The 26,639-nt window shown below is 47.3% G+C and carries 23 protein-coding genes, 3 tRNA genes and 2 pseudogenes; 14 read left to right on the top strand and 14 right to left on the bottom strand.

Features of this window, described 5'->3' with window-relative positions:
* Positions 1-521: 521 nt before the first annotated feature.
* The 6 genes from efp to ACRCZA_RS16625 all read right to left on the bottom strand — a co-directional run bounded on the left by efp (position 522) and on the right by ACRCZA_RS16625 (position 4,365).
* Entirely contained in the window at positions 522-1,082 is a 561-nt protein-coding gene (gene efp, locus ACRCZA_RS16650) for an elongation factor P (protein WP_438675491.1), read from the bottom strand.
* Between the two features lie 44 nt (positions 1,083-1,126).
* Positions 1,127-2,314: an elongation factor P maturation arginine rhamnosyltransferase EarP gene (earP, locus tag ACRCZA_RS16645; protein ID WP_438675490.1), complete on the bottom strand. Its 1,188-nt coding sequence runs from the start codon at positions 2,312-2,314 to the stop codon at positions 1,127-1,129.
* Between the two features lie 85 nt (positions 2,315-2,399).
* Positions 2,400-2,927: a flavodoxin FldA gene (gene fldA / locus ACRCZA_RS16640; RefSeq protein WP_023265275.1), complete on the bottom strand. Its 528-nt coding sequence runs from the start codon at positions 2,925-2,927 to the stop codon at positions 2,400-2,402.
* Positions 2,928-2,983: 56 nt separating this feature from the next.
* Positions 2,984-3,256, bottom strand: coding sequence for a LexA regulated protein (gene ybfE / locus ACRCZA_RS16635; RefSeq protein ID WP_438675489.1), 273 nt, complete (start codon positions 3,254-3,256; stop codon positions 2,984-2,986).
* Positions 3,257-3,264: 8 nt separating this feature from the next.
* Positions 3,265-3,486, bottom strand: coding sequence for a DUF2788 domain-containing protein (locus ACRCZA_RS16630; RefSeq protein ID WP_438675488.1), 222 nt, complete (start codon positions 3,484-3,486; stop codon positions 3,265-3,267).
* A 102-nt stretch (positions 3,487-3,588) separates the two neighbouring features.
* Positions 3,589-4,365: an alpha/beta fold hydrolase gene (locus ACRCZA_RS16625; protein WP_438675487.1), complete on the bottom strand. Its 777-nt coding sequence runs from the start codon at positions 4,363-4,365 to the stop codon at positions 3,589-3,591.
* A gap of 293 nt (positions 4,366-4,658) precedes the next feature.
* On the opposite strand from ACRCZA_RS16625, the gene seqA reads away from it, so the two are divergent.
* Both seqA and pgm read left to right on the top strand, forming a co-directional pair.
* Positions 4,659-5,207: a replication initiation negative regulator SeqA gene (gene seqA / locus ACRCZA_RS16620; RefSeq protein WP_438675486.1), complete on the top strand. Its 549-nt coding sequence runs from the start codon at positions 4,659-4,661 to the stop codon at positions 5,205-5,207.
* Between the two features lie 86 nt (positions 5,208-5,293).
* Complete coding sequence (pgm, locus tag ACRCZA_RS16615; protein WP_438675485.1) at positions 5,294-6,946, top strand: phosphoglucomutase (alpha-D-glucose-1,6-bisphosphate-dependent); 1,653 nt, start codon at positions 5,294-5,296, stop codon at positions 6,944-6,946.
* A gap of 300 nt (positions 6,947-7,246) precedes the next feature.
* On the opposite strand, the gene msrA is transcribed toward pgm, so the two are convergent.
* Positions 7,247-7,726: a peptide-methionine (S)-S-oxide reductase MsrA gene (gene msrA / locus ACRCZA_RS16610; protein WP_438675484.1), complete on the bottom strand. Its 480-nt coding sequence runs from the start codon at positions 7,724-7,726 to the stop codon at positions 7,247-7,249.
* Between the two features lie 277 nt (positions 7,727-8,003).
* Here msrA and astE point away from each other — a divergent pair, with 277 nt between their 5' ends.
* The 6 genes and pseudogenes from astE (at position 8,004) to nadA (ending at position 14,237) form a co-directional block, all read left to right on the top strand.
* Positions 8,004-9,032, top strand: a complete 1,029-nt coding sequence (astE, locus tag ACRCZA_RS16605; RefSeq protein ID WP_438675483.1) for a succinylglutamate desuccinylase — start codon at positions 8,004-8,006, stop codon at positions 9,030-9,032.
* 168 nt (positions 9,033-9,200) lie between these two features.
* On the top strand, positions 9,201-10,379 hold the full coding sequence (locus ACRCZA_RS16600) for a thiamine pyrophosphate-dependent dehydrogenase E1 component subunit alpha (protein WP_438675482.1): 1,179 nt from the start codon (positions 9,201-9,203) through the stop codon (positions 10,377-10,379).
* Positions 10,380-10,382: 3 nt separating this feature from the next.
* Positions 10,383-11,360, top strand: coding sequence for an alpha-ketoacid dehydrogenase subunit beta (locus tag ACRCZA_RS16595; protein ID WP_438675481.1), 978 nt, complete (start codon positions 10,383-10,385; stop codon positions 11,358-11,360).
* Between the two features lie 9 nt (positions 11,361-11,369).
* Positions 11,370-11,600 (top strand): annotated as a pseudogene (locus ACRCZA_RS16590) (biotin/lipoyl-containing protein); the annotation flags it as partial.
* Between the two features lie 84 nt (positions 11,601-11,684).
* Positions 11,685-13,019 (top strand): annotated as a pseudogene (locus tag ACRCZA_RS16585) (dihydrolipoyllysine-residue acetyltransferase); the annotation flags it as partial.
* A gap of 135 nt (positions 13,020-13,154) precedes the next feature.
* A complete protein-coding gene (gene nadA / locus ACRCZA_RS16580; RefSeq protein WP_438675480.1) occupies positions 13,155-14,237 on the top strand; it encodes a quinolinate synthase NadA in 1,083 nt (360 codons plus the stop codon).
* Positions 14,238-14,375: 138 nt separating this feature from the next.
* Here nadA and gap read toward each other — a convergent pair whose 3' ends face one another.
* Together gap and ACRCZA_RS16570 are read right to left on the bottom strand one after the other, a co-directional pair.
* Positions 14,376-15,386, bottom strand: a complete 1,011-nt coding sequence (gene gap / locus ACRCZA_RS16575; RefSeq protein WP_438675479.1) for a type I glyceraldehyde-3-phosphate dehydrogenase — start codon at positions 15,384-15,386, stop codon at positions 14,376-14,378.
* A 199-nt stretch (positions 15,387-15,585) separates the two neighbouring features.
* Positions 15,586-16,470 carry a DUF2989 domain-containing protein gene (locus tag ACRCZA_RS16570; protein ID WP_438675478.1) on the bottom strand — a complete coding sequence of 295 codons (885 nt, stop codon included), beginning with the start codon at positions 16,468-16,470 and terminating at the stop codon, positions 15,586-15,588.
* A gap of 203 nt (positions 16,471-16,673) precedes the next feature.
* Here ACRCZA_RS16570 and ACRCZA_RS16565 point away from each other — a divergent pair, with 203 nt between their 5' ends.
* The 5 genes from ACRCZA_RS16565 (at position 16,674) to ACRCZA_RS16545 (ending at position 20,333) form a co-directional block, all read left to right on the top strand.
* Positions 16,674-18,107: a glyceraldehyde-3-phosphate dehydrogenase gene (locus ACRCZA_RS16565; protein ID WP_438675477.1), complete on the top strand. Its 1,434-nt coding sequence runs from the start codon at positions 16,674-16,676 to the stop codon at positions 18,105-18,107.
* Positions 18,108-18,482: 375 nt separating this feature from the next.
* A tRNA-Gly gene (locus tag ACRCZA_RS16560) sits at positions 18,483-18,558 on the top strand.
* Positions 18,559-18,647: 89 nt separating this feature from the next.
* Positions 18,648-18,721, top strand: a tRNA-Cys gene (locus tag ACRCZA_RS16555).
* A gap of 49 nt (positions 18,722-18,770) precedes the next feature.
* A tRNA-Leu gene (locus ACRCZA_RS16550) sits at positions 18,771-18,857 on the top strand.
* Positions 18,858-19,133: 276 nt separating this feature from the next.
* Positions 19,134-20,333, top strand: coding sequence for an amino acid aminotransferase (locus ACRCZA_RS16545; protein ID WP_438675476.1), 1,200 nt, complete (start codon positions 19,134-19,136; stop codon positions 20,331-20,333).
* An 85-nt stretch (positions 20,334-20,418) separates the two neighbouring features.
* Here ACRCZA_RS16545 and ACRCZA_RS16540 read toward each other — a convergent pair whose 3' ends face one another.
* Positions 20,419-21,342: a YvcK family protein gene (locus ACRCZA_RS16540; RefSeq protein ID WP_438675475.1), complete on the bottom strand. Its 924-nt coding sequence runs from the start codon at positions 21,340-21,342 to the stop codon at positions 20,419-20,421.
* A gap of 704 nt (positions 21,343-22,046) precedes the next feature.
* On the opposite strand from ACRCZA_RS16540, the gene ACRCZA_RS16535 reads away from it, so the two are divergent.
* Complete coding sequence (locus ACRCZA_RS16535; RefSeq protein WP_438675474.1) at positions 22,047-22,670, top strand: DUF2987 domain-containing protein; 624 nt, start codon at positions 22,047-22,049, stop codon at positions 22,668-22,670.
* Positions 22,671-23,018: 348 nt separating this feature from the next.
* On the opposite strand, the gene ttcA is transcribed toward ACRCZA_RS16535, so the two are convergent.
* The 4 genes from ttcA to ACRCZA_RS16515 all read right to left on the bottom strand — a co-directional run.
* Complete coding sequence (gene ttcA, locus ACRCZA_RS16530; protein ID WP_438675473.1) at positions 23,019-23,987, bottom strand: tRNA 2-thiocytidine(32) synthetase TtcA; 969 nt, start codon at positions 23,985-23,987, stop codon at positions 23,019-23,021.
* Between the two features lie 77 nt (positions 23,988-24,064).
* The gene (gene uspE, locus ACRCZA_RS16525; protein ID WP_438675472.1) at positions 24,065-24,997 is read right to left on the bottom strand and encodes a universal stress protein UspE; all 933 of its coding nucleotides are present in this window, start codon (positions 24,995-24,997) and stop codon (positions 24,065-24,067) included.
* A gap of 149 nt (positions 24,998-25,146) precedes the next feature.
* Positions 25,147-25,899, bottom strand: a complete 753-nt coding sequence (gene etrA / locus ACRCZA_RS16520) for an electron transport transcriptional regulator EtrA (RefSeq protein ID WP_438675471.1) — start codon at positions 25,897-25,899, stop codon at positions 25,147-25,149.
* 55 nt (positions 25,900-25,954) lie between these two features.
* On the bottom strand, positions 25,955-26,639 hold a 685-nt coding region (locus ACRCZA_RS16515; protein ID WP_438675470.1), incomplete at its 5' end, for a sulfite exporter TauE/SafE family protein.

The following is a 26,639-nucleotide window of genomic DNA, read 5'->3' as shown; positions in this document are numbered from 1 at the left end:
CTGCACTGAGTATGGTAAGTTAGTTTTATTTAAAAGTTAGCTTTTTATAAATGCGCTTTTAAGTGAGTCTTCTCAGTTAATTTATCCGTTATTTAATCATTAATCTAACGGCACTCTCCTAATTAAAGCACTGTTCTTGAGGCTATCGCCTTGAAGAGCAGTGCTTTTTTTTCGAGCCATTCTCTAGGATTACTGAGCGCTTGAGCGGACGTTAAGGTCCTGCAGATAAGTTAGGGTTTGGCAAATGGGCGCTAACGCGAAGTAAGCCAACGTAAGCGGAGTGTTTCAACGTAAGCGGAGTGATCCCGCTGAATGTGAGGCGGCGTGGATCAGTGTGAGATGTCAGGGCGCTGTGACGCAGCGTTGCTGCGTTTGGGGGACAGTTTATTATTCTGTGTCTGTGTCTGTGTCTGGGGCGTTCGGCGGTGATGTGCGTTATGTTATGCTAAAAAAATCCCCAGCGTTTGCCGGGGATTTTTTATGAGAGCCGATGAGCGGCTCTTCGATAAATTTAAGGGCGATTATACGCGCTTCTTGAATTCACCGGTACGAGTGTCGATTTCGATCTTGTCACCGACTTTCACGAAGTCAGCCACACTAACAGTGCCGCCGCCAGTGATCGTTGCTGGCTTCATCACTTTACCTGAGGTGTCGCCACGAGCAGATGGCTCAGTGTAGATCACTTCACGTACAATAGTGGTTGGCATTTCAACAGAAATTGCTTTGCCTTCGTAGAAAGTCACTTGGCAAGTTTCTTCCATACCGTCAACGATGTAAGCCGCTGCATCACCTAAGTTTTCAGCTTCTACGTCGTATTGGTTGTATTCTGCATCCATGAATACATACATAGGATCGGCAAAGTAAGAATAAGTACAATCCAGACGATCTAAAATGATGTCTTCTAACTTATCTTCACCTTTGAAGGTGGTTTCAGTGCCAGAGTTAAGCAGTAAGTTTTTCAGCTTTAACTTAACGATGGCAGCGTTACGGCCAGAACGAGTTGTTTCTGTTTTCTGTACAACCCATGGGCTGCCTTCAAACATGATCACGTTACCAGGACGGATTTCATGAGCAGTTTTCATTACACAATTTCCTATATGTCGATTTTCTGTTTTAGCGCAGTATTTTAGCTTTTTTTCACGAATTGAACTAGTCGAGTAGCCAGATCTGCAGCATTTATTGCGTTAATTGGCCATTGTTTAGCATGTTGCAACAAGGACAAACTAACCGGATTAAGGTTTTGCCAGTGAGTATTCACGGCCGATTGCGCGCCTTGGTTGAATGCAAGCATCAATTTAGACCAATTGCAGGCAATTTCAGGGGCAAGATTATCGCAGTAAAGTCGAATAAAAGCTTCTAATTTTATGAGATGATAATCATCTTCTTGGGGATAAATATGCCAAATAAACGGTTTAGCCGCCCATTGTGCCCGCAGGAAGCTGTCTTCACCGCGCACAATGTTAACGTCACAACTCCACAGTAAGCGATCGAATCCCTGCTGATCAGTCATGGGTAAGATATGCAGGGTCAAATCTCCTAGCAGAATTTGCTGGCCGGGGGTTAACGCCTCAATCGGGCAGGGTAATAGATGCTGCAAACTGTTTAAGCTACGACCTTTGGGGATCAGCGCATGGATTTTTGCCTCTGGCTGGGCAGTGGTTTGCCAGAGTTCACATAGCGCGGGCAATGCGTCGGTTTCATAACTAAATACGCTAAACACAGTGTCTTGAGCCTGAATGCCTTTGAGGCCCAGACGTTCAAATAACTGCAGTTTATTGGCGGGGTCCTGTTGCCAAGCATCGCGCTCGGCAAAAAGCGTGCGTTCACAGATAAGCCCGCCGGTTTTTGGCGTAAACCCTGGGAAAAAGAAATATTTTTTGATGCCGCTCGCCTGCATCGACGGTAAACCGTGGCAACCCTCGACCCAATCCTCCGCACTTAAATATTCCAAATTTAGCCATAACGGTACATTGTGTGGGGCCGTTTGATGCAGTGCGGTCAGTTGTTGTTTTACCTCGATGGGTAATTCACAGGCAAAGGCTTCAATCAACACTTTACCGGGTTGAAATGGCACGGCCAGCGGTGTTGTCCAATGATTAATGGTGACGCCGTTAAAACATTGGCTGAGCAGATTTGGCTTAAGCGTAGGTAAAATATGGGAAAAACTGTTTAAGTCATCAACCCAAAGGGTGATAGGTAGTTGATATTCATTGACGAGTTGTTTCGCCAAACGCCAAGTGACACCGATGTCACCGTAATTATCGACCACGGTGCAGAAGATGTCCCAGTGGGACGCGTTGGAGGATGTTGCCATTGGAGTTATCGCTTTGGTTATCACGGACGTGGAGAGCAAAGATAAAAAAAGCGGCGTTTAAGCCGCTTTTTATAAGGGGGTTCGCTTAGTCTTCAAGCTCTGCTAAACACATTTCTTCATAGATTTGCTTAACCCAAGCATCAACTCGCTCTTCGGTCAGTTCTGGTTGACGGTCTTCGTCAATCCCTAAACCGATAAAGTGGTCATCATCGACTAAGCCTTTAGACGCTTCGAAGTTGTAGCCTGCGGTTGGCCAATGGCCAATGATAATACCACCGCGGGCTTGAACGATATCGCCAATCATGCCCATGGCATCTAAGAAATACTCTGCGTAATCTTCCTGATCACCACAACCGAAAATCGCGACCAGTTTGTCAGTGAAATCAATTTGTTCAAGCTCTGGGAAAAAGTCATCCCAGTCGCACTGGGCTTCACCATAATACCAGGTAGGGATCCCAAACAGCAGTAAATCATATTCTGCGATCTGTTCTTTGGTGCTTTTGGCGATATCTTTCACCTCAACCATTTTCTTACCCAGTTTTTTCTGGATCATTTTGGCGACAGCTTCGGTGTTGCCTGTGTCGCTACCGAAAAAAAGGCCTACAGTTGCCATTGTCTATCCTTTAATGTCTAGTTCATTTATACGTTAATCTGGTCGTGCTATGTGGTTCAGCATTCTATGTGTTGCTGAAGGATCCATTCGATTAACTGGCTACGGCTGATGTTACTGGCCAATGCCCGCTCATTCAAGGCGTCATACAAATCTTGTGACACCTTTAACTCTATTCGCTTTAATCCTTTGGCTTTATCCCGCTGGATCTGATTGCGTTTATTGACCTTAAGCTGTTGGCTACGAGACAGTGGATTGCTACGTGGGCGGCCCCGGCGCTTTTCATTGGCAAAAAGGTCAATGGTGGTTCTATCTGTTGCTTCTTTTGCCATGTTCTTGTTTAACCGATCCCTGAGCCTTCCCAGGTCATCTGGATAATACCTTTTGCAATAAACCCGGCGCAGCCGAGAAATAACACCAACCAAACAATATATCGACCAAATTTAGGCACATTACCTTGTTTGAGCACATCGAAGATGGCCATGCCGATAAAGAAAAATATCGCAGCAAAAAACAGGTTCAAGCCAATGGTTTCAATTTGTTCCATGTACTGAGATAACATATGTTCTTCGTCCTATAGCGTCTGATAAGGCTATAAAGAGGCGCGAATATATCACATCAATCTGTTCGCTGCTATATCATTTAGGTCGAGGTTTGCCGGGATTTAATGCGATTGTTTATCAATAAATTCAGTGACAATTCGATTAAAAATGGTCGGTTTTTGGGCATGTAACCAATGGCCACATCCCTCAAGGGTTTTGGCCTGCGCCGCGGGGAATTGTGCCAAGATAGCCTGCCGATGCGCCGCTGTGACGTAGTCGGACGCTCCGCCGCGAATAAAGAGGCTAGGGCCCAAATACACTTGTGTCACGAAGGGGGGACAATTGTGCCAGCCGATGAGGCTGCTATAGCACTCTTTTAAGCCGTTTAGGTTCATTTTCCAGCGAAAGCCGCTTTCGGTGCGTTGTAAATTTTTTAAGAGAAATTGGGCGGTCGGATCATCAATGCCGTGACTCAGGATATGGGCCAGAGCTTGGGGGCGACCTTGCAGCTCAGTTAAGGGCAAGCTCTCTAACGCGGCAAAGATCTCAGCATGCCTCGGCTGATAAGCTACCGGAGCAATATCTGCCGCCACTACGCTAAGCACGCGTTTGGGGAAGGCCAGGGCCGTTGCCATGGCAATTTTGCCTCCCATGGAGTGGCCGACAAGATGAGCCTGCTCAATGCCAAGTTCATCGAGCAAAGCCATTATGGCTTGACTCAAATTGATGTAATCCATTTGCGGCCAATGGGCACTCAATCCGTGATTAGGGACGTCAACGCGGATCACTTGGTATTGGTTTTCAAGGGCTTGGCCAAGGCTTTTGAGATTATCTAGATTACCAAACAAGCCGTGGATGAGAAGGATAGCGGGGCCATGGCCTGTGGAGACATAATTCATGAATGCTGTCGAGGGTCGGGTTTGCGTGGGCTGATTGTGCCCTTAAGGAGGTCAAGTTGACAAGGGTGAAGGGGGCGCCTACCAACATACCTTGCGCGTTTGATTGCTTTTTCAGCACTTAGACCGCTTGGGATCATTTGATGTGCGATTTCACGCATTTTTAGATTAATGATGCTTTATCAGATTGATAGAGATAGTTACACTGGGGTTCGATCCCGTAGATCCTCAGATAGGATCGGCTGTGGTACACTTTTTGGGTTAAGCCTATCAAGCGACAAAGGATAATAAAGGTTATGAAATATATCGAAGTAGATGAAGAGCTCTATCGTCATATTGCCAGCAAAACAGAACGCATTGGTGAGAGTGCCTCTGATATTCTCCGTCGATTACTCGGCCTCACTGTACCTGGGGTTGCACCTTTACCACCCAAAGCGATAAGCCAGCCAAGTCTTGAGGTTAAGCAAGCGGCAAGCAGTTTAGAGATCACTCCCGCCGCCCGTGAGCCCCTCGATTTTAGCCTATTAGTCGATGAGACCCGCTTAGCCGAGCAAAAAGGCGCAGTCGGGCGTTTTTTATTTTTACTTGAAAGTCTTTATCAACAATCCCCACAGATGTTTGCCGATATTTTGCAGATCCAAGGACGCGATCGCCTTTATTTTGCGCGCTCACGAGATGAACTATTAAGCGCCAGCCCATCGGCTAATCCTAAGGAAATCGGCAGCAGTGGCTTTTGGGTCACCAGCAACAACAATACGGCGAAGAAACGCGCTATTTTAGTTGAAGTCTTGGTGAAATTTGGCTGCGATGGGGCAAGAGCGGCAAGCATTTCTGAACGTATTTAAGGTTGATTCCATTTGAATGATGCGGGCCTAGCACTCAAGGGACTGCTTATTTTTCACTGTTAATCCAGTAGTAGGAGAAGCTGTAGGTGACAATACATCAACGTGCAGGACACAGCGCAAGTCAGCAAGATTTGGTCAATATTCCCAAGCTGATGAGCCATTATTACCGTATTACCCCGAATGTAGAGCAAGTCACACAACGGGTGAGCTTTGGCACCTCTGGCCACCGAGGTTGTGCCTTTAATGGCAGTTTTAATCAGCAACATATTTGGGCCATTACCCAAGCGGTGGTGGATTATCGACAATCGGTAAATATTGATGGACCGCTGATCCTCGGTATTGACACCCATGCGTTATCTTACGCCGCATATTTGTCCGCCATCGAGGTGCTTGCCGCTAATAAAGTGACGGTGCACATTCAGCAGCACGATGGTTTTACCCCGACCCCGGTGGTCTCCCATGGGGTGATTTGTGCCAATCGCGAGGCGAATATTCAAGGCTCGGCCTTGACCGATGGCTTAATTATTACGCCATCTCACAATCCCCCTCAGGATGGTGGGATCAAATACAATCCGCCCCATGGCGGACCTGCCGAGGGCAATATTACGGCTTGGATTGAGTCTCGAGCCAATGATTATTTGCGGCAAGGATTAGCGGGCGTTAATAAGCTTGCCTACAGTGAGGCATTGGTGTCTGGCTATATCCATGCTATCGATTTGATCACGCCCTATGTGGCGGATTTAGACAATGTGATTGATATGCAAGCGATTGCCAAGGCGAAGGTGCGCATAGGGGTGGATCCTCTCGGTGGCTCGGGCATTTTTTATTGGGCGCCTATCGCCGAACGCTATGGTATTGATATCACGCTTGTTAATGATAAGGTTGATCCCAGTTTTAGCTTTATGCCCTTAGATAAAGACGGCAAGATCCGCATGGATTGCTCATCTGCGTATGCAATGGCAGGGTTATTGGCTCATAAAGATCATTATGATTTATGTCTGGGCAACGATCCTGACTATGATCGCCATGGAATTGTGTGTCCAGGCACCGGCTTGATGGACCCAAATCATTATCTGGCGGTTGCTATTGACTATTTATTAACCCACAGACCTGGCTGGCGCGCAGATTTAGCCATAGGCAAAACGTTAGTTTCCAGTGCGCTAATTGATCGCATTTGTGCCTTCCATGGTAAAACCTTGCTCGAAGTCCCAGTTGGCTTTAAATGGTTTGTCGATGGCTTGGCGCAGGCCACCATTGCTTTTGGTGGCGAAGAAAGTGCTGGCGCGGCATTTTTGCGCCGTGACGGCACAACCTGGTGTACCGATAAAGATGGTTTTATCCTCGGTCTATTAGCGGCAGAAATCCTGGCCGTGACGGGTAAAACCCCAGGTGAGCGCTATCAAGAATTAGTCGCCCAATTTGGCCAAAGCTTCTATAAGCGGATTGATAGTCCGATTAGCCTTGAAAATAAAGCTAAATTTGCCAAATTAAACGCCCACACTTTAAATGCTACCGTGTTAGCCGGTGAACCGATTGAGGCGGTGTTAACCCATGCCCCGGGTAATAATGCAGCGATTGGCGGGATTAAAGTGACCACCGCTAACGGTTGGTTTGCGGCTCGCCCATCAGGCACTGAAGCTTTATTTAAAATTTACGGCGAAAGTTTTATCAGTGAGCAACATTTAGCACAGATCATCCAAGAGGCTCAGAGCCTGATTGATAAGGCGTTAACTGCCTGATCATTGAGGGATGACTGACTTAGACTAAAAAACGCACTCAGCTTTGAGTGCGTTTTTGTTGACGGCGTTGTTTTGGCCGCGCAGTGCGCCATTGGCAACGATAGGGCAGCGAATGCGATGAATCGATATAGCAATGATGAAATTGATATATCGATGCCCTCATGCCAACAGAGCAATGCCTACATCAGCTTCTCACACGAAATCCCTACACCACCATCCCAACAGCGTCATCCCGGTATGTTTTCTTCGGCAAGCTTAGTGCTAGTGCTAGTGCTTAGTACGATACGTGCCTCAGTATGATCAGTATTCGAAATGGCAGCTCGGTAAGTTATTCTTATCAAGGTAATTTTGATGATATTCCTCGGCAATGTGAAATGGTTGCAATGGCACAATTTCAGTCACAATTTGCCGTAACCCCCAGCGGCCAGAGCGGGCTAGGGCGAGTTTTGATGCCTCGGCAATCGCCTTTTGCTCACGGTCATGGAAGAAGATCGTACTGCGATATTGGCTACCCATATCACCGCCTTGCATATTGAGAGTCGTGGGATTGTGGTTTTTCCAAAACACCTCCAGTAGCGCCTCATAACTGACGATATTGGGATCAAACTCCACTTGCACCACTTCAGCATGACCAGTATGGCCTTGTTTTACTTCTTGATAGGTCGTTGCGGCGTTATTGCCGCCCATGTAACCGCAAGTGGCATTGATGACACCATCGACTCGTCTAAAAACATACTCTACGCCCCAAAAACAACCGGCACCAAATGTTGCTAACGTCATGATAACCCTTAAAAGAAGTCTAGATGGCTCAGGATTGTGGGCAAATTGCGACATAAAAGCAAGCCTGCTGTAAAGTCATCGTTAGCGGTGCTTAACAGATGCGCGGTTGCGTTACATTCTTTTAAAAATAGCCCTGTTGCCATCAATCCTGAGATACAGATGAAAGACTTATGTTAGTATTGGGGCAATTTTTACGATGGAGAACATCACATTTTGGCGCAGCAAATGTTATTGCCGGTGCTCCATACCTAAAACGCGCCATGATAAGGAGAATTTTGTGTTAACAGCGCTGTTAGATTCAACGGATTTTTTAACCTTGACCCTCAAACACCCCGAGCCGTGGGATGAGACTTTACGCTTTCACTTGGGGGAACATACTCAGGTTTCAGTGTGGGATAGGGGGATTATCCTGTTTGAACCTATGGAACCTACCGAGAAAGACATTATCTTTTCCTGCGGCGTCCATGGTAATGAAACCGCCCCCATCGAATTGTGTAATCGCATCATTAGCCAACTGTTACAGCAACATGTTATTGCCAAACAACGTATTTTATTCATTATTGGTAATCCGAATGCCATCAATAATGGCACTCGAATTGTCGATGAAAACATGAATAGACTCTTTAGTGGCGCACATTCGATGCCACCAGGGTTGATTAATCCTGAACGCATTCGAGCGAAAAAATTGGAAGAATATGTCGATCGGTTTTTTAAGAACTCGGGGCGCCAGCGACTCCATTATGATCTGCATACGGCAATGCGCTCTTCAAAGCATGAAAAATTTGCGGTCTACCCATATCGCCAAGGCCGCCCCTACAGCGGTGAGCAACTCATGTTTTTAGCCGCCAGTGGGGTTGAGGCGGTGTTATTTCACCATGAGCCAACCACGACCTTCAGTTATTTTTCTTCACAGCATTACGGCGCAGAGGCATTTACCCTTGAGCTTGGCAAAGTGTATCCCTTAGGGCAAAACGATATGTCGCGGTTATTGGCCGCCGAGGAGATGTTTGTTCGACTCATTACGACTAAGTCTTTGACATTAGATAAATTTGATCCAACAAAACTGCACTTATATCAGGTTTGCCGGGTTATCAATAAACATGCCAGTGATTTTGAATTTACTTTTGCTACTGATGTTGAGAATTTCAGGGCCTTTCCAAAGGGATTCGTGTTGGCGCGGGAGGAGGGCAAAGACATCGTGGTCGAGCAAGAGGTGGAGGCGATTGTGTTCCCAAATGCCAAAGTACCGATTGGCCAGCGCACGCTTATCTGTGTGGTTCCGGCACGAGAACCACGCATAAGTTAAGCTTTTGTAAAGCATTATGTACATCCGCCGTCGAGATAAGTTGGGGCATCTGTTCCATGAGTGGTTGATAGGTAGTTTACGTTAACGTAATGTTCAACAACATATTCGTATAAATCAGTCACGGTAACTGATACTGGTTGCTGTGGCACAAGATAACAAGAGCACAATATGAGCAAAGCAACACTCAACACGGATACCGTGCACCGTGTCGGCTTCTTGGATAAGGCATCACTTAACATTCCTATCCTCAGAATTCTTCAAGCCGACGGCACGCCCTATGAAACTGCGGTGTTACCGAATATCGACCCCGCACTCGCATTAAAAATTTACGATACCTGCGTATTCACTCGGGTGCTCGATGAGCGGATGCTCGGCGCTCAGCGTCAAGGGCGGATTAGCTTTTACATGACCTGTACGGGTGAAGAGGCGGCGATTGTCGGGAGTGTAGCTGCGCTCGATCATGAGGACGTGATCCTCGCGCAATATCGGGAACATGCGGCGCTGCGTTATCGAGGTTTTACGACTGAACAGTTTATGAATCAGATGTTCAGTAATGAAAAGGACTTAGGCAAGGGGCGTCAAATGCCCATCCATTACGGCAGTGCGGCGCTCCATTATCAAACAATATCCTCCCCCCTTGCGACCCAAATACCTCAAGCCGCCGGTGTAGGTTATAGCTTGAAAATGCAGCGGAAACGTAATGTGGCGATTTGTTATTTTGGTGAAGGCGCGGCATCCGAAGGCGATTTTCATGCAGGGCTAAATATGGCTGCGGTATTAAAATGCCCAGTGATTTTTTTCTGCCGTAACAATGGCTACGCCATTTCCACCCCGACAGAGGAGCAGTTTGCCGGCAACGGTATTGCCAGCCGTGGTGTAGGCTATGGAATGCATACCATTCGGGTCGATGGCAACGATATGCTGGCGGTATTGGCCGCAACCCAGCAAGCACGAGCCTACGCGATTGAGTACAACGCCCCGGTGTTAATTGAAGCGATGACTTACCGTCTTGGCGCCCATTCGTCCTCCGATGATCCTTCGGGTTACCGCTCTAAGGATGAAGAAGCCAAATGGCAACAGCATGATCCGGTAAAACGCTTTAAATTGTGGCTGTTGAATAAGGGCTGGTTTAGCGAAGCCGATGATGTGGCATTGCTAGAGAAGTATCGAGAGGAAGTCTTAGCCGCTGTGAAGGTCGCCGAAAAGCTCCCTGTGCCAATGTTGGATGAAATGATTGAAGATGTGTACGACACTCCGACCCCCGCATTGAAAAAACAGCTCAGCGATTTAAAAGCGCACATTAAAAAATACCCACAATCCTATCCGAAAAGTGCAGGGAGGCTATAAGCCGTGGCAGAAATGAATATGTTACAGGCCGTGAATGAGGCCTTGTCTATCGCCATGCAGGCTGATGAGCGCATGGTGGTGTTTGGGGAAGATGTCGGTCATTTTGGTGGTGTGTTTCGGGCCACCTCGGGACTTCAAGAAAAATTTGGCCGTGAACGCTGCTTTAATACGCCACTGACAGAGCAGGGGATTGCTGGTTTTGCCAATGGATTAGCCTCGAATGGCATGACGGCGGTGGCGGAGATCCAATTTGCTGATTATATCTTTCCGGCGTTTGATCAAATCGTCAATGAGGCTGCCAAGTTCCGTTATCGTAGCGGTAATGAGTTTAACGTCGGGAGCTTAGTGTTTCGCACCCCTTATGGTGGCGGCATTGCTGGCGGGCATTATCATTCTCAGTCCCCAGAAGCCTATTTTACCCAAACACCCGGGTTGAAGGTGGTGGTGCCACGCAATCCTGAGCAAGCCAAAGGGCTGTTATTGGCCTCGATTCGCGATAAAAATCCGGTGATCTTTTTTGAACCTAAACGCTTATATCGCGCCTCGGTAGGTGAAGTGCCAGAGGGCGATTATGAGATTGAATTAGGTAAAGCCCAAGTGATCCGCGAAGGCAAGGATATCACTTTAGTTGCCTGGGGCGCGCAAATGGAGATCCTAGAAAAGGCGGCTGATATGGCGGCAAAAGAGGGCATATCCTGTGAGATTATTGACCTTAGGACCTTAGCCCCTTGGGATGTGGAGACCGTTGCGCAGTCGGTTAAAAAGACCGGACGGCTGCTGGTTAACCATGAGGCGCCCTTAACTGGAGGTTTTGCCGGGGAGATTGCTGCCACTATCCAAGAGGAATGTTTTTTGTATTTAGAATCCCCCATTAGCCGGGTGTGTGGACTCGATACCCCGTATCCGTTAGTCCATGAAAAAGAATATATGCCCGATGCGCTTAAAACCTTTGAAGCCATCAAAGCCTCAGTGACTTTCTAGGAGTCCGGTATGATTAAAGATTTTATTTTGCCGGACATTGGTGAAGGCGTGGTGGAATGTGAACTGGTTGACTGGTTGGTCAAAGAGGGCGATACCGTGGTTGAAGATCAACCCATTGCCGATGTGATGACCGATAAAGCCTTAGTGCAAATACCTGCGCCTTTTGGCGGGGTGGTGACTAAGCTCTATTACGCGAAGGGAGATATTGCTAAAGTGCATGCGCCTTTATATGCCGTGCAAATCCAAGAAGATGAGCCCGCCGTAATCGCGCCAACCCCATCAGTGGAAGCGGCCTTAGCGCCAACGGGGGCGATTTCGCGTCTAAGCAGCAGTATCGAAGAGTTTTTACTACCAGATATCGGCGAAGGTATTGTCGAGTGTGAGTTGGTCGAATGGCTGGTGCAAGAGGGCGATAGCGTCAAAGAGGATCAACCGATAGCCGATGTGATGACCGATAAAGCACTGGTGCAAATTCCTGCGATCAAAGCCGGGAAAATTGCCAAGCTGCATTATCGCAAAGGACAGCTCGCCAAGGTGCACGCCCCTTTATATGCCATTGAAATTGAACAGCCCTCAATCGCCCCTGAGACCATAATGCAACCGTTAGCGGCGCATGCCTTGAGCGCGGGACGGGGAGATGGGGCGGCGCAGCGTCAAGGTAAAGCCTTGGCAAGTCCTGCCGTACGGCGTATGGCGCGATCCTTAGATATTGATTTAAGCCGTGTTCAGGGGAGCGGTAAACATGGCCGAGTATACAAAGAGGACATAAGCCGTTTTCAAGCTTTGGGCGCGGAGGGGGCTGCTAGTCAACCCGATGCTACGCTTAAGGCGCCTTTGGAGCCCCTAGGCGCTGACAGCGCATTAATCGCAACTGTGCCTCATCTTGGCACACATGGTAGTACACATATTGCCAACAGTTCTGCTAATCATGCTGTGAACATTAGTGTTGATCCTCGGGATAGCGTCGAACCCATTCGCGGCGTTAAAGCGGTGATGGCACGAATGATGACGGAGTCGGTGTCGACCATTCCGCATTTTACCTATTGTGAAGAGTTTGATTTAACCGAACTTGTCGCCCTACGCGAAAGCATGAAAGTAAAATATTCATCTGCCGAAGTGAAGCTCACCATGATGCCTTTCTTTATGAAGGCGATGTCGCTGGCTTTATCGCAATTCCCTATCATGAATAGCCAAGTCAATGCCGATTGCACCGAGTTAACCTACAAAGCCCGCCACAATATTGGCATGGCGGTCGATGCTAAGGTAGGATTATTAGTGCCTAACGTTAAGGATGTGCAGAACAAGAGTATTCTTGAGATCGCGCAGGAGATCAGCCGGTTAACGCAAGCAGCCAGAAGCGGGCGTGTCGCACCTGCAGATCTCAAAGATGGCACCATTTCTATCTCTAATATTGGGGCGCTAGGCGGCACCGTCGCGACGCCGATCATCAACAAACCCGAGGTTGCCATTGTGGCCTTAGGCAAGTTGCAAACCCTGCCGCGCTTCAACGCTAAAGGGGAGGTTGAGGCCCGGCAAATTATGCAAGTGAGTTGGTCTGGGGATCACCGCGTGATCGATGGGGGCACCATTGCCCGCTTCTGTAATCTGTGGAAACAATATCTTGAAGCGCCCCAAGAGATGTTATTGGCCATGCGTTAAGCAAGCGTAAGGCGTGGTTAAAAAATATGAAAAGGACGGTGTAAACGTCCTTTTTTATTTGCTGACATAAATGGGTTAATCTTTTGCAGCTAATTACGTATAATCCGCGAATGTTGTTATCTCGATGGATGAGTTATGAGCCCGTTAAGCCCCAGTGCAGTTGCCCCTACAATCGCCACGATGGATTACCCGTTTCCGCCTAAGCCCGTGCGTTTGTCCGATGAACAAAAAGCCCACTATAAAGCGCGGATCAAACAACTGCTGATTGAAAAAGACGCCGTACTGGTTGCCCATTATTACACCGACCCTGAAATTCAAGCGCTTGCAGAAGAAACCGGTGGCTGCGTGTCCGATTCGCTTGAAATGGCACGCTTTGGTCGCGATCATCCCGCCAAGACGTTAATAGTCGCCGGCGTTAAGTTTATGGGCGAAACCGCCAAAATTCTAAGTCCTGAAAAAACGGTATTAATGCCCACCCTCGAAGCGACCTGCTCCTTAGACTTAGGTTGCCCAATTGATAAATTCAGTGCCTTTTGTGATGCGCATCCAGATCATACCGTCGTGGTCTATGCCAACACCTCGGCAGCGGTAAAAGCCCGCGCCGATTGGGTTGTGACCTCGAGTATCGCTCTGGAAATCGTTGAGCACTTAGACAGTGAAGGTAAAAAAATCATTTGGGGGCCAGACCGCCATTTAGGCAGTTATATCGCGAAACAAACTGGCGCCGAGATGCTGATGTGGCAGGGCGATTGTATTGTTCATGATGAATTTAAAGCCAATGCGCTGCGAGAGTTAAAAAACCAGTATCCTGATGCGGCAATTTTGGTCCACCCTGAATCCCCCGCCAGCGTGGTGGCCATGGCCGATGCCATCGGCTCAACCAGTCAATTGATCAAAGCCGCCCAAACTTTACCCAATCAGCGGATGATTGTGGCCACCGATCGTGGCATTTTCTACAAAATGCAGCAGGCGGCCCCGGATAAAATCCTTATCGAAGCACCCACGGGTGGCAATGGAGCAACCTGTAAGAGCTGTGCCCACTGTCCTTGGATGGCGATGAATGGTTTACAGGCGATAGATGCAGCGTTAAGTGACAGCGATAAAACCAGTCACGAGATTTTTGTCGATGAGGCACTACGCATCAAAGCACTTATTCCGCTCACGCGGATGCTGGATTTTGCAAAGACGCTCAACATGAAGATCAAGGGCAATGCCTAAGAAGAGTGACGGGGGTGACTAGCACTCCCATTACAAAAATCCTCGCCGCGGCGGGGATTTTTTATCTGCGGAATTGTTGATGCGGATAACAAAACGCCCCGCAAATGCAGGGCGTTGAATAAAGCTGACGAACAGCGATTATTTCGCGTTCATTAACGCAACCGCGTTGTCTAGCATACGGTTACTAAAGCCCCATTCGTTATCGTACCAAGCCATCACTTTAACTAAACGGCCGTTTACACGGGTTTGTGTCGCATCGAAGTTAGATGAAAACGCGTTGTGGTTAAAGTCGATAGACACCAATGGCTCTTTGTTAACCGCTAACACTTCGCTCAGAGGTGCAACGCTAGCAGCACGTTCGATAATGGCGTTCACTTCTTCAACCGTAGTGTCACGGGCGGCGATGAATGATAAATCAACCAGTGATACGTTTACCGTGGGTACGCGTACGGCTAAACCATCAAATTTACCTTGTAATTCAGGTACAACCAAACCTACTGCCGCTGCGGCGCCGGTTTTAGTTGGGATCATCGACAATGCCGCGGCGCGAGCGCGGCGCAAATCGGTGTGATACACGTCTGATAGGCGTTGATCGTTGGTATAAGCATGAATGGTGGTCATTAAACCAGATTCGATACCAATCTCATCATTTAACGGTTTAGCAAACGGCGCAAGGCAGTTCGTGGTGCAAGAAGCGTTAGAAATCACCGTCATATCGGCAGTTAACACGTCATTATTCACACCGTAAACCACGGTGGCATCAACATTTTTGCCCGGGGCTGAAATAATGACTTTCTTGGCGCCAGCACTGAGGTGGGGTTGAACTGAGTCTTTAGATGTGAAGATCCCGGTACATTCAAACACGACATCGACGTTCAATTCAGCCCAAGGTAATTTAGCGGGATCACGTTCTTGGAAGGTCAGGATTTTATCACCATTGACATAGATGGCCTCGGCATCATGGTCAACTTTAGCGTTGAAACGACCGTGAACCGAATCGTATTTGGTCAGGTGGGCGTTGATGGAGGCATCACCTAAATCGTTGATCGCAACAATCTCAATTGGGTAAACTTTTTCGCTTTCATATAAGGCGCGTAATATGTTTCTACCGATACGGCCATAGCCATTTATTGCTACACGGATAGTCATCTCATATCCCTCTGGTGATTATAAAAATTAACTGGTAGTAAAATTACCAAACTGACAGCTATCGTCAAGTTAAATTGACCGTTAAGGCGGTTTTTGCATAACAAATTCGCAGTTTTTTTTACATCGCTCGCGAAAACTGTGTTTTTAGTCTAGATTTTAGATAAAAAATTACAAGATAGCAGGCCGTTTGTTCGTCACGTCACTCGCTCATCGGCTTGAACGTAGCCGTAGGAATGGTGCCGTTTGCTGATGGCGTGGTGAGCCACTGGCGTACCGGACTATGAAGATATGTCCCATTTTTTAATACTGCGATCAAGTCTTGGGCTAAGTTATCCAACTGGGCGGCGAGCTTTTTATCGCCCCCAAGCAAGGCTAGCATCTTATCGGCAGAATATTTTTGCTGGGTCAGTACTAGGTTCGCTTTTGTTAACATATAGTTCTGGGCAAATTGCTGCTGTTGTTGATACGTGGCCGCTAAGCCCAGTAACCAGTTGGGGTCAAATTCATCGTATTGAATGTGATCAAAGACCTTAAGGTATAACTGCTGCGCTTTTATGGCATCGTGATTATTATAATAAGTGGCAATCTGGGCGAGTAAGAAGGGCTCGCTGACGTCTCCGGCCTTTTCTTGGGCTATCAAGCGCGTTAGCGCTGAGGTATCGCCAAAGCGCGTCCATTGATAATAGGACATAAAAGGATCTTGCCGCGTGCGGATTTGCTCCTGTAGCAAAGTTAACTGTTGCGTGCTTGAACGAAAAGCTTTGGCGCGCTCCTCTGTACGTGCGGTGTGGAGAATATGCTGTACCTCTGCGGCTAATTCCATACAGCGACTGTAATTCTCTAGGGAAATCAGCTGTCGATACAGTTGTTTGTCGCTAGGCGACGGAGAATCCTTTAGGTGATAGCGCTGCTCAATGAGCTGGGTTTTCTCTGCAAGACACCAGCTATCTTGATGCAAATCAGCACAAATTTCAGGATTATTTTTACAAATTGCTGAGATATTTTGGTCATTATTACAACCGAAAATACCCAAAATGCACAACCCCAGAGTAAATGATGTAATTTTTACAAAATTTCGTTTCAAAACACGCTCCAAATGGAATTTTTTCTAATAAAATTACATATTTATAGAAAATATCTTTCTAGCAAGAATGCACGCTTTTCATTACAATGGCGCCGACCAAAACAGGGTTTTACCTAAAACCTGCATAAGATTATTGGTCTTTTCATCATGTTACTCAAACCTTTCAGTACATTTTATTGAAAAGTGAGATAAAGGATCTGTAAATGAGCGCTGATAAACACCTACAAAGTTGGCAAGAACGTTTTGAAATGGCAGAGGCGATGCAGCCTTTGTTGGGCAAATTATACCGTAACCAAGGTGTTGAGGTGGTGGTTTATGGTAAGCCATTACTCAATGCTTCTACGATTGAAATCATTAAAGCGCACCGTTTAGTTCGCCGCCATGTTGGTGAAAAATTACGTTTACGGGAGAGCTTCCCCTTCGTTCAAGCATTAAGCAAACTCGCCGTTAAACAATGCAAAGTCGATATTGGTAAATTAGCCGTCAACTACTGGCGCGATCATACCGATACTCAAGATATTGAAGCATATATGGCTAAAGAATTGGCTGATGCTATCGATCATGCCGATGATATCGCGCCTCGAGATGTGGTTCTTTATGGTTTTGGCCGGATTGGACGGTTGTTGGCACGTTTGCTTATCGAGCGCACCGGTCGTAGCAATAAGTTAAGACTGCGCGCCATCGTCTTACGCGGTGGTAAAAAAGGGGATTTAGAAAAGCGCGCCAGCTTATTGCGCCGCGATTCGGTACATGGTCCCTTTAATGGATCTGTGGAAGTTGATGAAGAGAACAATGCCATTATCGCCAACGGTACTTATATTCAGGTGATTTATGCCAACTCTCCCGATGAAGTTGATTACACCAAATACGGCATTAACGATGCGCTCGTGGTGGATAATACCGGTATTTGGAAAGATGAAGCTGGTCTAGGCCTCCACCTTAAGAGCCCTGGCGCGAGTAAAGTGCTGCTAACGGCACCTGCGAAGGGCGCGATTAAAAACATCGTTTACGGTGTTAACGAAGGCGATATCACGCCTGAGGATATTATCGTGTCTGCCGCGAGTTGTACGACCAACGCTATTACCCCAGTGTTAAAAGCAGTGAATGATAAATACGGCATTGAGAATGGCCATGTTGAAACGATTCACTCATACACGAACGATCAAAACCTGATCGACAACTACCATACTGCGGATCGCCGCGGTCGCAGTGCACCCCTTAACATGGTTATCACTGAGACGGGAGCCGCCAAAGCTGTGGCCAAGGCATTGCCCGTGCTAGCCGGCAAACTGACGGGTAACGCCATTCGCGTGCCGACCCCTAACGTCTCTATGGCGATCATCAGCATGAACTTAAATGCTGAGACCAATAAAGACGAATTAAACGAATACTTGAAAGACACCGCACTGCAATCGCCTCTGCAAAACCAAATCGATTACACAGACTCAACCGAGATTGTGTCCAGTGATTTAGTCGGCTCCCGTTACGCCGGTGTGGTGGATTCTCAAGCGACGATTGCTGAAGGTAAACGTGCCATTCTGTATGTATGGTATGACAACGAATTTGGTTATAGCTGCCAAGTGGTTGGCGTGATGCAAACCATGTTAGGGTTGACGACGCTGTCACTTCCAGCCTAAACGCAGGTTTAATCCTGAAGTGTTAAGCTGATATCGCCCTTAGCGCCCAATATGGGCGCTTTTTTGTGCCGCGGTATTAATGCTGCTGTTACCCACTTAATCTTGGCAGCGCGATGTGTGAGCCGCTTTTGTTTGTTATCACAGTGTCGGAGAGATTTGTCACAGAGTAGGGCGATGCTGAGTACGGGATAAAACTTATACGTAATGACGCAATATTGGGCAAACGATCCACTGAGCCCACTGATTTGGCAATTGTTGATTGACTCTTCGATCTAAATCGGTAGAATGCCAATCCGCAGTCAGGGGAAAGCAATCAATTGCAAACTTTGACGCTTAACGTAAATCATACGCAAGTATTGAGCGTTAAGTGGCAGTGCGACATTAGCTCAGTTGGTAGAGCGATACCTTGCCAAGGTATAGGTCATCGGTTCGAACCCGATATGTCGCTCCAATCTTATGCAGCCAATATCATATTAAGTGATACCTTATAAGGCGCATAGGCTTTGGAGTGAAGGCTTTTATATAGCCTTTTAAAACTAAGGCGCGATGGCAGAATGGCTATGCTGCGGATTGCAAATCCGTCGATCTCGGTTCGACTCCGGGTCGCGCCTCCACAAAATTGCATATTAATGACATGATTCCCGTTATTAATATAAAGAGTTTGCCCGAGTGGTGGAATCGGTAGACACAAGGGATTTAAAATCCCTCGCTGGTAACAGCGTGCCAGTTCAAGTCTGGCCTCGGGTACCATCCTTAAAAAGGCCTAACGTCAATGTTAGGCCTTTTTGCTTTGTTCCTGTCACGTATATTGGCGTCTTTGCGGTCTATCCCTCTTCAAATGAATCCTCATTGCTATTTTGTCTTGCGTATCAATGATCTCGCATTTATTTACCAATAATTATGCAAAATCCATAATTGTGAAACATATTTCCTGAAGATGTGAAATAAGATGCTATTCCCCTTTTGCAGACAATGGTATAAATAAACCGAAATTTCCCTACACGCGAATATTTAGGATAAGTAGTCATGATTTTCTCTCAGGTAGAACTTGCTCCCGCCGATCCCATTCTTGGTTTAACCGATACGTTTAAGGCGGATCCTCGCCAAGATAAAATAAACCTTGGGGTAGGTATTTATAAGGATGAAGCCGGACAAACGCCGGTATTACCATCAGTTAAAAAAGCTGAAGCCTTGTTACTCGAGCAAGAAAAAACCAAAAATTACCTAGGAATTGAGGGCGTACAAGCCTACAACCGCGTAGTCCAAGCGCTGTTATTTGGTGAAGGCAATGCATTGATAACCTCTGGTCGTGCAGCTACGGCACAAGCGCCCGGTGGCACTGGCGCACTGCGCATCGCTGCCGAGTTTTTACTGCGTAATACCCCATCGCGGACGATCTGGGTCAGTAATCCAACTTGGGCCAATCATCAAAATATTTTTGAAACGGCCGGTCTAACGGTTAAAGAATACGGATACTACAACGCCAGTGCCCATGATATTGATTTTGATGCCATGATGACGGACCTTGCCCATGCACAGGCAGGCGATGTGATCCTGCTACATGGCTGCTGCCATAATCCTACCGGGATTGATTTGACGTTGGAACAATGGGGATTGGTCGCTCAGCTTTGTGCCGAGAAGCAATTAGTGCCCTTATTTGATTTTGCCTATCAAGGCTTTGGGCGCGGTATTGAAGAGGACGCAGCGGGCTTACGTTTAGTGGCTGCGGCCGTTCCTGAGCTGTTAGTGGCTAATTCTTTCTCGAAAAACTTTGGCTTATACAATGAGCGAATTGGTGCAGTGACGGTCGTCGCTGAGGATGCTGAGGCTGCAATACGCGCGTTTAGTCAGGTAAAACGCACTATCCGCGCTAACTACTCAAATCCGCCGGCTCATGGGGCATTAATTGTGAGCACCATTTTAGGTGATGCGTCATTAAAAGCCATGTGGGTGCAGGAAGTGACTGAAATGCGTGAGCGTATTGCGCAAATGCGTGAGTTATTTGTCGAGAGTTTAAGCGCAGAAGGGGTGACCCAAGACTTTAGTTTTATCTCCAGACAAAATGGGATGTTCAGTTTTTCTGGCCTCAATAAAGCGCAGGTTGCCCGCCTTAAGGATGAGTTTGGGGTGTATATTGTTGGTTCAGGCCGTATTAGCGTTGCGGGTATGACCAAAAGTAATATGCCGGCGCTGTGCAAAGCCATTGCCGCGGTACTGCGTGATTAACGGCGACACTCTCTAACGCCAACTTAGCGTATAAAGTTATGAAAAGGGCCCGGTTGTGGCCCTTTTTGCTTTTAGGATATCGCCTTTAGGAGGCGAGGGGGGATAAGGAGAGCGCGGATTTTACGCGCACTAAGGCACTTAATGCATCCCGGAGCCCCGTTTGATCATGCAATGCGGGATTGTGTTTATTTTTGAGCGGGAAATAGTTAATTGTGCTGCCTAATCGCACTTGTTCGCCGTGGCACAACACGTTATTTATCACCGGTTTTCCAATAACTTGATGACACCATGCAACTTTCTGCTCCAAGGTAAATTGGCCAGCGGGAGAGGATTCTTCATGGAGATTATCAATAAAAATAATCTGGGCGTTGGTGTTAGCTAAACTCTTGGCAAATTGCGGCAGTAGCAATGGCGGCATAATGCTGGTTAGAAAACTGCCGGGGCCGAGGATGATAAGTTCAGCATGGCGCACTGCTTCACAGGCTTCCCATGTCGCATCGACTTCAGGCTCAAGGCTGAGGGCGATAGGTGCCTCGGGCATGCTGTCTACATTTATTTCACCAAAGACTTTACTGCCACAGGCCTGTAGGGCGACTAAATGGGTGGGGTGTTCCGACATGGGAATAAGTCGCACATCAATGTTAAGCAGATGGCGAATTAAATTCACGGCTTCAAGGGGGCGTACGCACAATTGATCGAGGGCAAGTAACATTAAGTTCCCTAAATTATGGCCCGTTAGCTCGGTATCCCCTTGAAAACGGTATTCAAACAATTGGGAGCCGACCGAAGGACGATGGGCAAGATGCGAGAGGCAATTACGCAGATCCCCCCAGGCAATGCAATCCTGCTGGGCCCTTAATCTGCCCGTTGAGCCGCCGTTATCGGTTGTCGCCACAATCCCCGTTAAGCGATTGCCCAAAAAATCGAGGGCAGATAGCACTCGACCTAAACCGTGGCCGCCACCGATGGCGACGACGCGGTTAAATTGATTTAAGATATGATGCTGCATTTGGGTTGTCCTCCTTGAATCCCCTGATGTTGTCGTTGATTGAGCACGCAAGATGGCGATATCAATGTCAATTTTTTAGAAACTCTGATTTTTTACCTAACCAAGCTATTTCACCGAACGCTTTGCGCAATGCACACCCTGAGCGGCGAGCTTGGTTTAGTCCGCTTGCAAGCCATACCTAGTATAAAAGCTCAGGTTTTTTTGCGCACTAACTATTCGTCGATATCCCCAAGGTGTTGGGATAGCGATCGCAGTTTCGATTGATGGCATGCCGTGATTAGCGATGGGCGCGTGAGCATTTTTCATCTAACGCATTGTGGATCCAATAAAAGCGGTAAGGTTTGATAACCATGGCAGCATGGCTGGCTTCACGTTAAGCGAGAAATTGGCTAAGCGAAGCGACTTGGCATCGGTTTTTAGTTAAGTCTTGGACTTATTGAGTGCCATCTTCCGGTGGTTCTGGCAAACTTCCTGATATGACAGTACTTTTGAGTTGATGTCTGGCCTTTTTGTATCGGGCCAAGGTCAATGATCATCACGCTATGGACGATGGCGGCCAATCAGAGTTTATCGGTATGCCTTGGCATTCAACGTCGTGCTGAACAGATCCTCTATAACGCGTGAATTTTTTTGAGTATATATAGGCATTATCGCCGAATGATTAGATAAGTTAGATTATAACAAACGAGAGTTGGTAGAAGCAGATGTATAAAAAAATAGTAATAGGTGGCTTGTATTTTTGGATGGCTACGGCAGGTGCAGAGACCATTTCTTTGGAATATAGAGGTTTTTATGAAAGACTGACCCGAGTCAATCAGGGCAATTATCAGCTGGTTGAACTCGCGTTTAGTGTGCCAATGACCCCGAACTGCCAGCTGCAACGGGGCAGTATCTCAAGTGAAAAATTTTCAACGCCATTAAGTTATACAGAATCGCAACGACTATTTATTCCCTTTGATGCCAACCTTAAAGAGCAGCGCGCCTTAGTGAACTTAGCGTTTGCTGGTAGTGCGCAAGGCTGTGGTATTGCCATGCAAGTTCGGGCTAAACAAACGCTGGCGCAATATGATGGAGAGCGCCTGCGACAGATTGCGGTAGAAATGGATAAATTATTAGGGGCGATGCAGGGATTCCCGATGCGATATTTTAGTGAGCCTATTGCTGGCTTACATTTTGAGTTTCCAGCAGATGCGGTGGTGGATATCACACTAAATGGCCGCACGCAGGTGAGTCAGGGACCATTGCGGATCGCGGCAGCAGATGTTGCAACCCTCGAAACCTTAAGCTTTAGCCAGCGTCCTACCGTGTTGAGCCCGTGGGTGAAATGAGTAAAAGTAGGTTATCGCGAATTGCTGATATTGTCGCGATAAGCTTACCTTGAATAGCATGAGGCTGATGCCATTGCTCCGCGTTGCAATCGCTTAGCGGCACTATTCAGCACTTATATTTAGCATTCATATCTAGCACTCGCGCGCTACATTTTAGCGCCATAAAGCAATCTGCCCAGGCATATGCTGGGCAGATGAGCTTTTGAGATGAATAGGTTGAATGTGCCCGTGCGGCGACGGTACCGCTCATGTTTTGTTTAACGCTGTGCGCGCGTTAAGCCGCCTGCAGATGTTGAGCGGCCTAAACAAAGCCTTAATCGTTGTTTTAATAACTGATTAGTCGGTTGTTCACACTTCGTAGACATTCACGATATCGATACGTTTCGCGGCATCCAGATCAATATGGCCGCTATTGGCAATATCCAGAAAATCAAATGCGGGTAAATCTGCCTCTGCCACATCGCCTTTCATTGGAGCATCGGGATCGCGTTTTAACGATATAAAATCAAACTGTTCCCGGTCCACTCCTTGGGAAGGGGCCGTGTTCTGCATGGCGGTAAAGATCGTCTCAATCCGGCCGGGATGTTGTTTATCCCATTGATTTAACATTTCTTTAATTGCAGCGCGCTTTAAATTTTCTTGAGAGCCGCAAAGATTGCACGGGATGATCGGGAACTGCTTAAGCTCAGCGTATTCGGCGATATCTTTTTCGCGGCAATAGGCTAACGGACGGATGATGATATTGGCGCCATCGTCTGACAATAATTTAGGCGGCATAGCTTTGAGTTTGCCACCGTAAAACATGTTTAAAAATAGGGTTTCAATGATGTCATCGCGGTGATGCCCTAAGGCAATTTTCGTCGCTCCAATGCGTTGGGCAAAACCATAGAGAGTACCACGGCGCAAGCGCGAACACAGGGAGCAAGTCGTTTTGCCCTCAGGGATTTTATCTTTAACGATGGAATAGGTGTCTTTTTCCAAAATATGGTAGGCAACCTTGAGCTTATCCAAATACGCCGGCAGGATATCCTCAGGAAAACCGGGTTGTTTTTGGTCTAAGTTAACGGCAATGATTTCAAACTGGATCGGCGCACGCTGCTGCAGGTTGAGCAGAATATCCAGCATGGCATAACTGTCTTTACCGCCACTTAAGCAACACATCACCCGATCGCCATCTTCAATCATATTGTAATCTGCGATGGCACTGCCCACTTCACGGCGTAGGCGTTTTTGTAACTTATTGAGTCGAGTAGTTTGTTTTTTCGATAATTCTTCGGACATGTGATGTGCGGTGACCTCAGGTATAGCTGCTAACATAAAAAGCGCCCAGTAACACAGTTTCAGGGCGCGTATTATTCCAGCTATCTTAGGCGGGGTAAAGAGGCCTGTGCCCCTTAAAGCGTTTCTAAGGGGGATTTATAGCCGTCAGGCTTAATCGCTAACAGATCACAGTTAATGCTATCAATCACATGTTCTGCCGTATTGCCGATAAGGGCGGCAGAAAAGCCCGTACGGCCGACGGTGCCCAAAATCACCAGTTCCGCATCCAGTTGCTGCGCCAGTTCTGGGATCACATCTTCAGGTAAGCCTTCGTTAACATGACAGTGGCTGAGCTCGATGCCATTTGCCGTGGCGATGGCATGGATCCGTTCTTCATGTTGCTTGCGGACGGTGTCATTGTAGGTTTGAGCATCAAAATCCGGTAATTCAATGGCAAGGTTTACCGGTGTGCCAGGAAAGCCATTGACTAAATGCACTTCGGCGGCGAATTTTGTCGCCAGATCTTTGGCATGCTCAATGATTTTATCGTTGAGCATTTGATGGGCGGCATCTTCGCTAGCAACATTAATGGCGCACAGAATCTTGCCGGCAGCAGGCCAATCGTGTTCCTTAACCATCAACACTGGCATTGGCGCTTTACGCATTAAATGCCAATCGGTTGGGGTGAATATCACCGCTTTGAGTTTATCGTGGGCATGAGTACCCTTAACGATTAGGTCGTAACCACCTGAAATAGCATGATTAATAATGCTTTCAAAGGGGCGGTTATGCCAAATTACTTGAGTGTCGATACTCAAGTTTAAATGGCTGTAATGGGATAACAAATCATTGATCCAAGCCAGCCGCTGGGCGATTACCCCTTGGCGCATCGCTTCGCGTTCCTGATTAGAGAGGATCGAGGTCATCTCGTAGGAAAAATCAAAAATAGAGAGAAACACAGTGACATGGGCATGACTTTTACTGGCTAATGTCACTGCACGGGCGAGGGCAACTTGATGCACTGTGGTAGGGTCAACAACAACGAGAATCTTGTGATAATCCTTCATAGCATGTTCCTTAAAGTCATCGGCTTATGATTATCATGAGCCATTGGCAATTAACGGTATTGTTCTAGATCAAAACTCGTTTAAAAAGCGCCTATCGGGCAAGTCGCTGAGCCGCGTCGGGCGCTTTTTGTCATATGACTGGCAATCGGTTATCTGGCAATACGGGAATGACCTGCTAACTGGTTAAGTTCATTATGATCCACGATAGTGATGTATTTGCCTTTGACTTCGATGAGTCCCGATTTTTGAAAACGTCCCAACAAGCGGCTAATCGTCTCAACCGTTAACCCAAGATAATTACCAATATCGCCGCGGGTCATGGTTAAGCGAAATTCCTTTGGAGAAAAGCCCCGATTACCAAAGCGATTCGCTAAATTACTGATAAATGCTGCCAAGCGTTCTTCGGCATTTTTTTTGCTGAGTAGGAGGATCATTTCCTGATCGCTCATGATTTCGTTACTCATTAACCGCATGATTTGTTGGCGTAATTTTGGCATAGTGCCCGATAACTCATCGAGGACATCAAAGGGGATTTCACAGACCATTGAGGTTTCTAAGGCTTGGGCGAAACTTTGGTGTGACTGAGCATGAATGCCATCAAAACCTATCACATCCCCAGCTAAATGAAAGCCAGTGATTTGTTCATCACCTTGTTCGGTAATGGTATAACTTTTAATCGTGCCGGAGCGGATGGCAAACAACGATTTTAACGGATCGCCAGATTTAAAAATTTGTTCGCCTTTTTGAATCGGTTTTTTTCGCTCAATAATATCATCGAGCTGATCTAACTCATTTGCATTCAAGGTAAAAGGTATGCAAAGGGTACCCATGCTGCAGTCGTGACAATGGATAGCGCACCCGCTAGCTGCAGGACGACGGTTTTTATTTTGTTCTATTGCCATGTCGGTTCTCAAGTTTATCCACTGTTGCCATGTTAAACCAATTCACTAGCTTGGGCTAGTTTAGCTGCGCTGCTGCGATATATAAAGTATGGCTACCAAAGGCCACAAGTAGTAACCCACTCATTAATCGAATAGTTTTTTGTTGAACCCAATTCGCCAGTTGTTTGGCGGCAACCCCAGCGGTTAATAATGCCGGCAGTGTGCCTAAGCCAAAGGCTAGCATGATACATCCTCCTTGATACATTGAGCCACTGGCCACTGCCCAAGTTAAGGTACTGTACACTAAACCACAGGGCAGCCAACCCCAGATCATGCCGGCCATCAGGGCTTGTGTAGGGCGCTGTATCGAGACGAAACGCTGGGCGACAGGTTTTAAGGCGAGCCATAACCACTTACCCATCCGTTCAATATGGACAATGGCGCCCCACAGTTTGGCGATATACAGGCCGGTTGCGATCATCATCAATCCCGCCACCATCCTGAGCACTAACAAGTAGCTATCTACCTCAAATAAATGGCCCAACATGGCCGCCGAGCCGCCCACCAGCGCACCAGCAACGGTATAACTGAGGAGTCGACCAAGGTGATAACTGAGTAGAAACCTCAATTGATGGGCCAGTAAATTACCGGTTTTGGCTTGGGGGATTTGGGCTGAAAACGCTCCTACCAGTCCACCACACATGCCAAAACAGTGGGCGGCCCCCATGAGCCCGACTAAAAATGCCCCGGTGATATTGTAC

Source organism: Shewanella sp. (assembly GCF_051658185.1).
Lineage (GTDB): Bacteria > Pseudomonadota > Gammaproteobacteria > Enterobacterales > Shewanellaceae > Shewanella.
This window is presented reverse-complemented; position numbering and strand designations above follow the sequence as displayed.

Coding starts and splice junctions, on each gene's coding strand:
- efp (WP_438675491.1), bottom strand. CDS start 1,082: ATGAAAACTGCTCATGAAATCCGTCCTGGTAACGTGATCATGTTTGAA.
- earP (WP_438675490.1), bottom strand. CDS start 2,314: ATGGCAACATCCTCCAACGCGTCCCACTGGGACATCTTCTGCACCGTG.
- fldA (WP_023265275.1), bottom strand. CDS start 2,927: ATGGCAACTGTAGGCCTTTTTTTCGGTAGCGACACAGGCAACACCGAA.
- ybfE (WP_438675489.1), bottom strand. CDS start 3,256: ATGGCAAAAGAAGCAACAGATAGAACCACCATTGACCTTTTTGCCAAT.
- ACRCZA_RS16630 (WP_438675488.1), bottom strand. CDS start 3,486: ATGTTATCTCAGTACATGGAACAAATTGAAACCATTGGCTTGAACCTG.
- ACRCZA_RS16625 (WP_438675487.1), bottom strand. CDS start 4,365: ATGAATTATGTCTCCACAGGCCATGGCCCCGCTATCCTTCTCATCCAC.
- seqA (WP_438675486.1), top strand. CDS start 4,659: ATGAAATATATCGAAGTAGATGAAGAGCTCTATCGTCATATTGCCAGC.
- msrA (WP_438675484.1), bottom strand. CDS start 7,726: ATGACGTTAGCAACATTTGGTGCCGGTTGTTTTTGGGGCGTAGAGTAT.
- ACRCZA_RS16600 (WP_438675482.1), top strand. CDS start 9,201: ATGAGCAAAGCAACACTCAACACGGATACCGTGCACCGTGTCGGCTTC.
- nadA (WP_438675480.1), top strand. CDS start 13,155: ATGAGCCCGTTAAGCCCCAGTGCAGTTGCCCCTACAATCGCCACGATG.
- gap (WP_438675479.1), bottom strand. CDS start 15,386: ATGACTATCCGTGTAGCAATAAATGGCTATGGCCGTATCGGTAGAAAC.
- ACRCZA_RS16565 (WP_438675477.1), top strand. CDS start 16,674: ATGAGCGCTGATAAACACCTACAAAGTTGGCAAGAACGTTTTGAAATG.
- ACRCZA_RS16545 (WP_438675476.1), top strand. CDS start 19,134: ATGATTTTCTCTCAGGTAGAACTTGCTCCCGCCGATCCCATTCTTGGT.
- ACRCZA_RS16540 (WP_438675475.1), bottom strand. CDS start 21,342: ATGCAGCATCATATCTTAAATCAATTTAACCGCGTCGTCGCCATCGGT.
- ACRCZA_RS16535 (WP_438675474.1), top strand. CDS start 22,047: ATGTATAAAAAAATAGTAATAGGTGGCTTGTATTTTTGGATGGCTACG.
- ttcA (WP_438675473.1), bottom strand. CDS start 23,987: ATGTTAGCAGCTATACCTGAGGTCACCGCACATCACATGTCCGAAGAA.
- uspE (WP_438675472.1), bottom strand. CDS start 24,997: ATGAAGGATTATCACAAGATTCTCGTTGTTGTTGACCCTACCACAGTG.
- etrA (WP_438675471.1), bottom strand. CDS start 25,899: ATGGCAATAGAACAAAATAAAAACCGTCGTCCTGCAGCTAGCGGGTGC.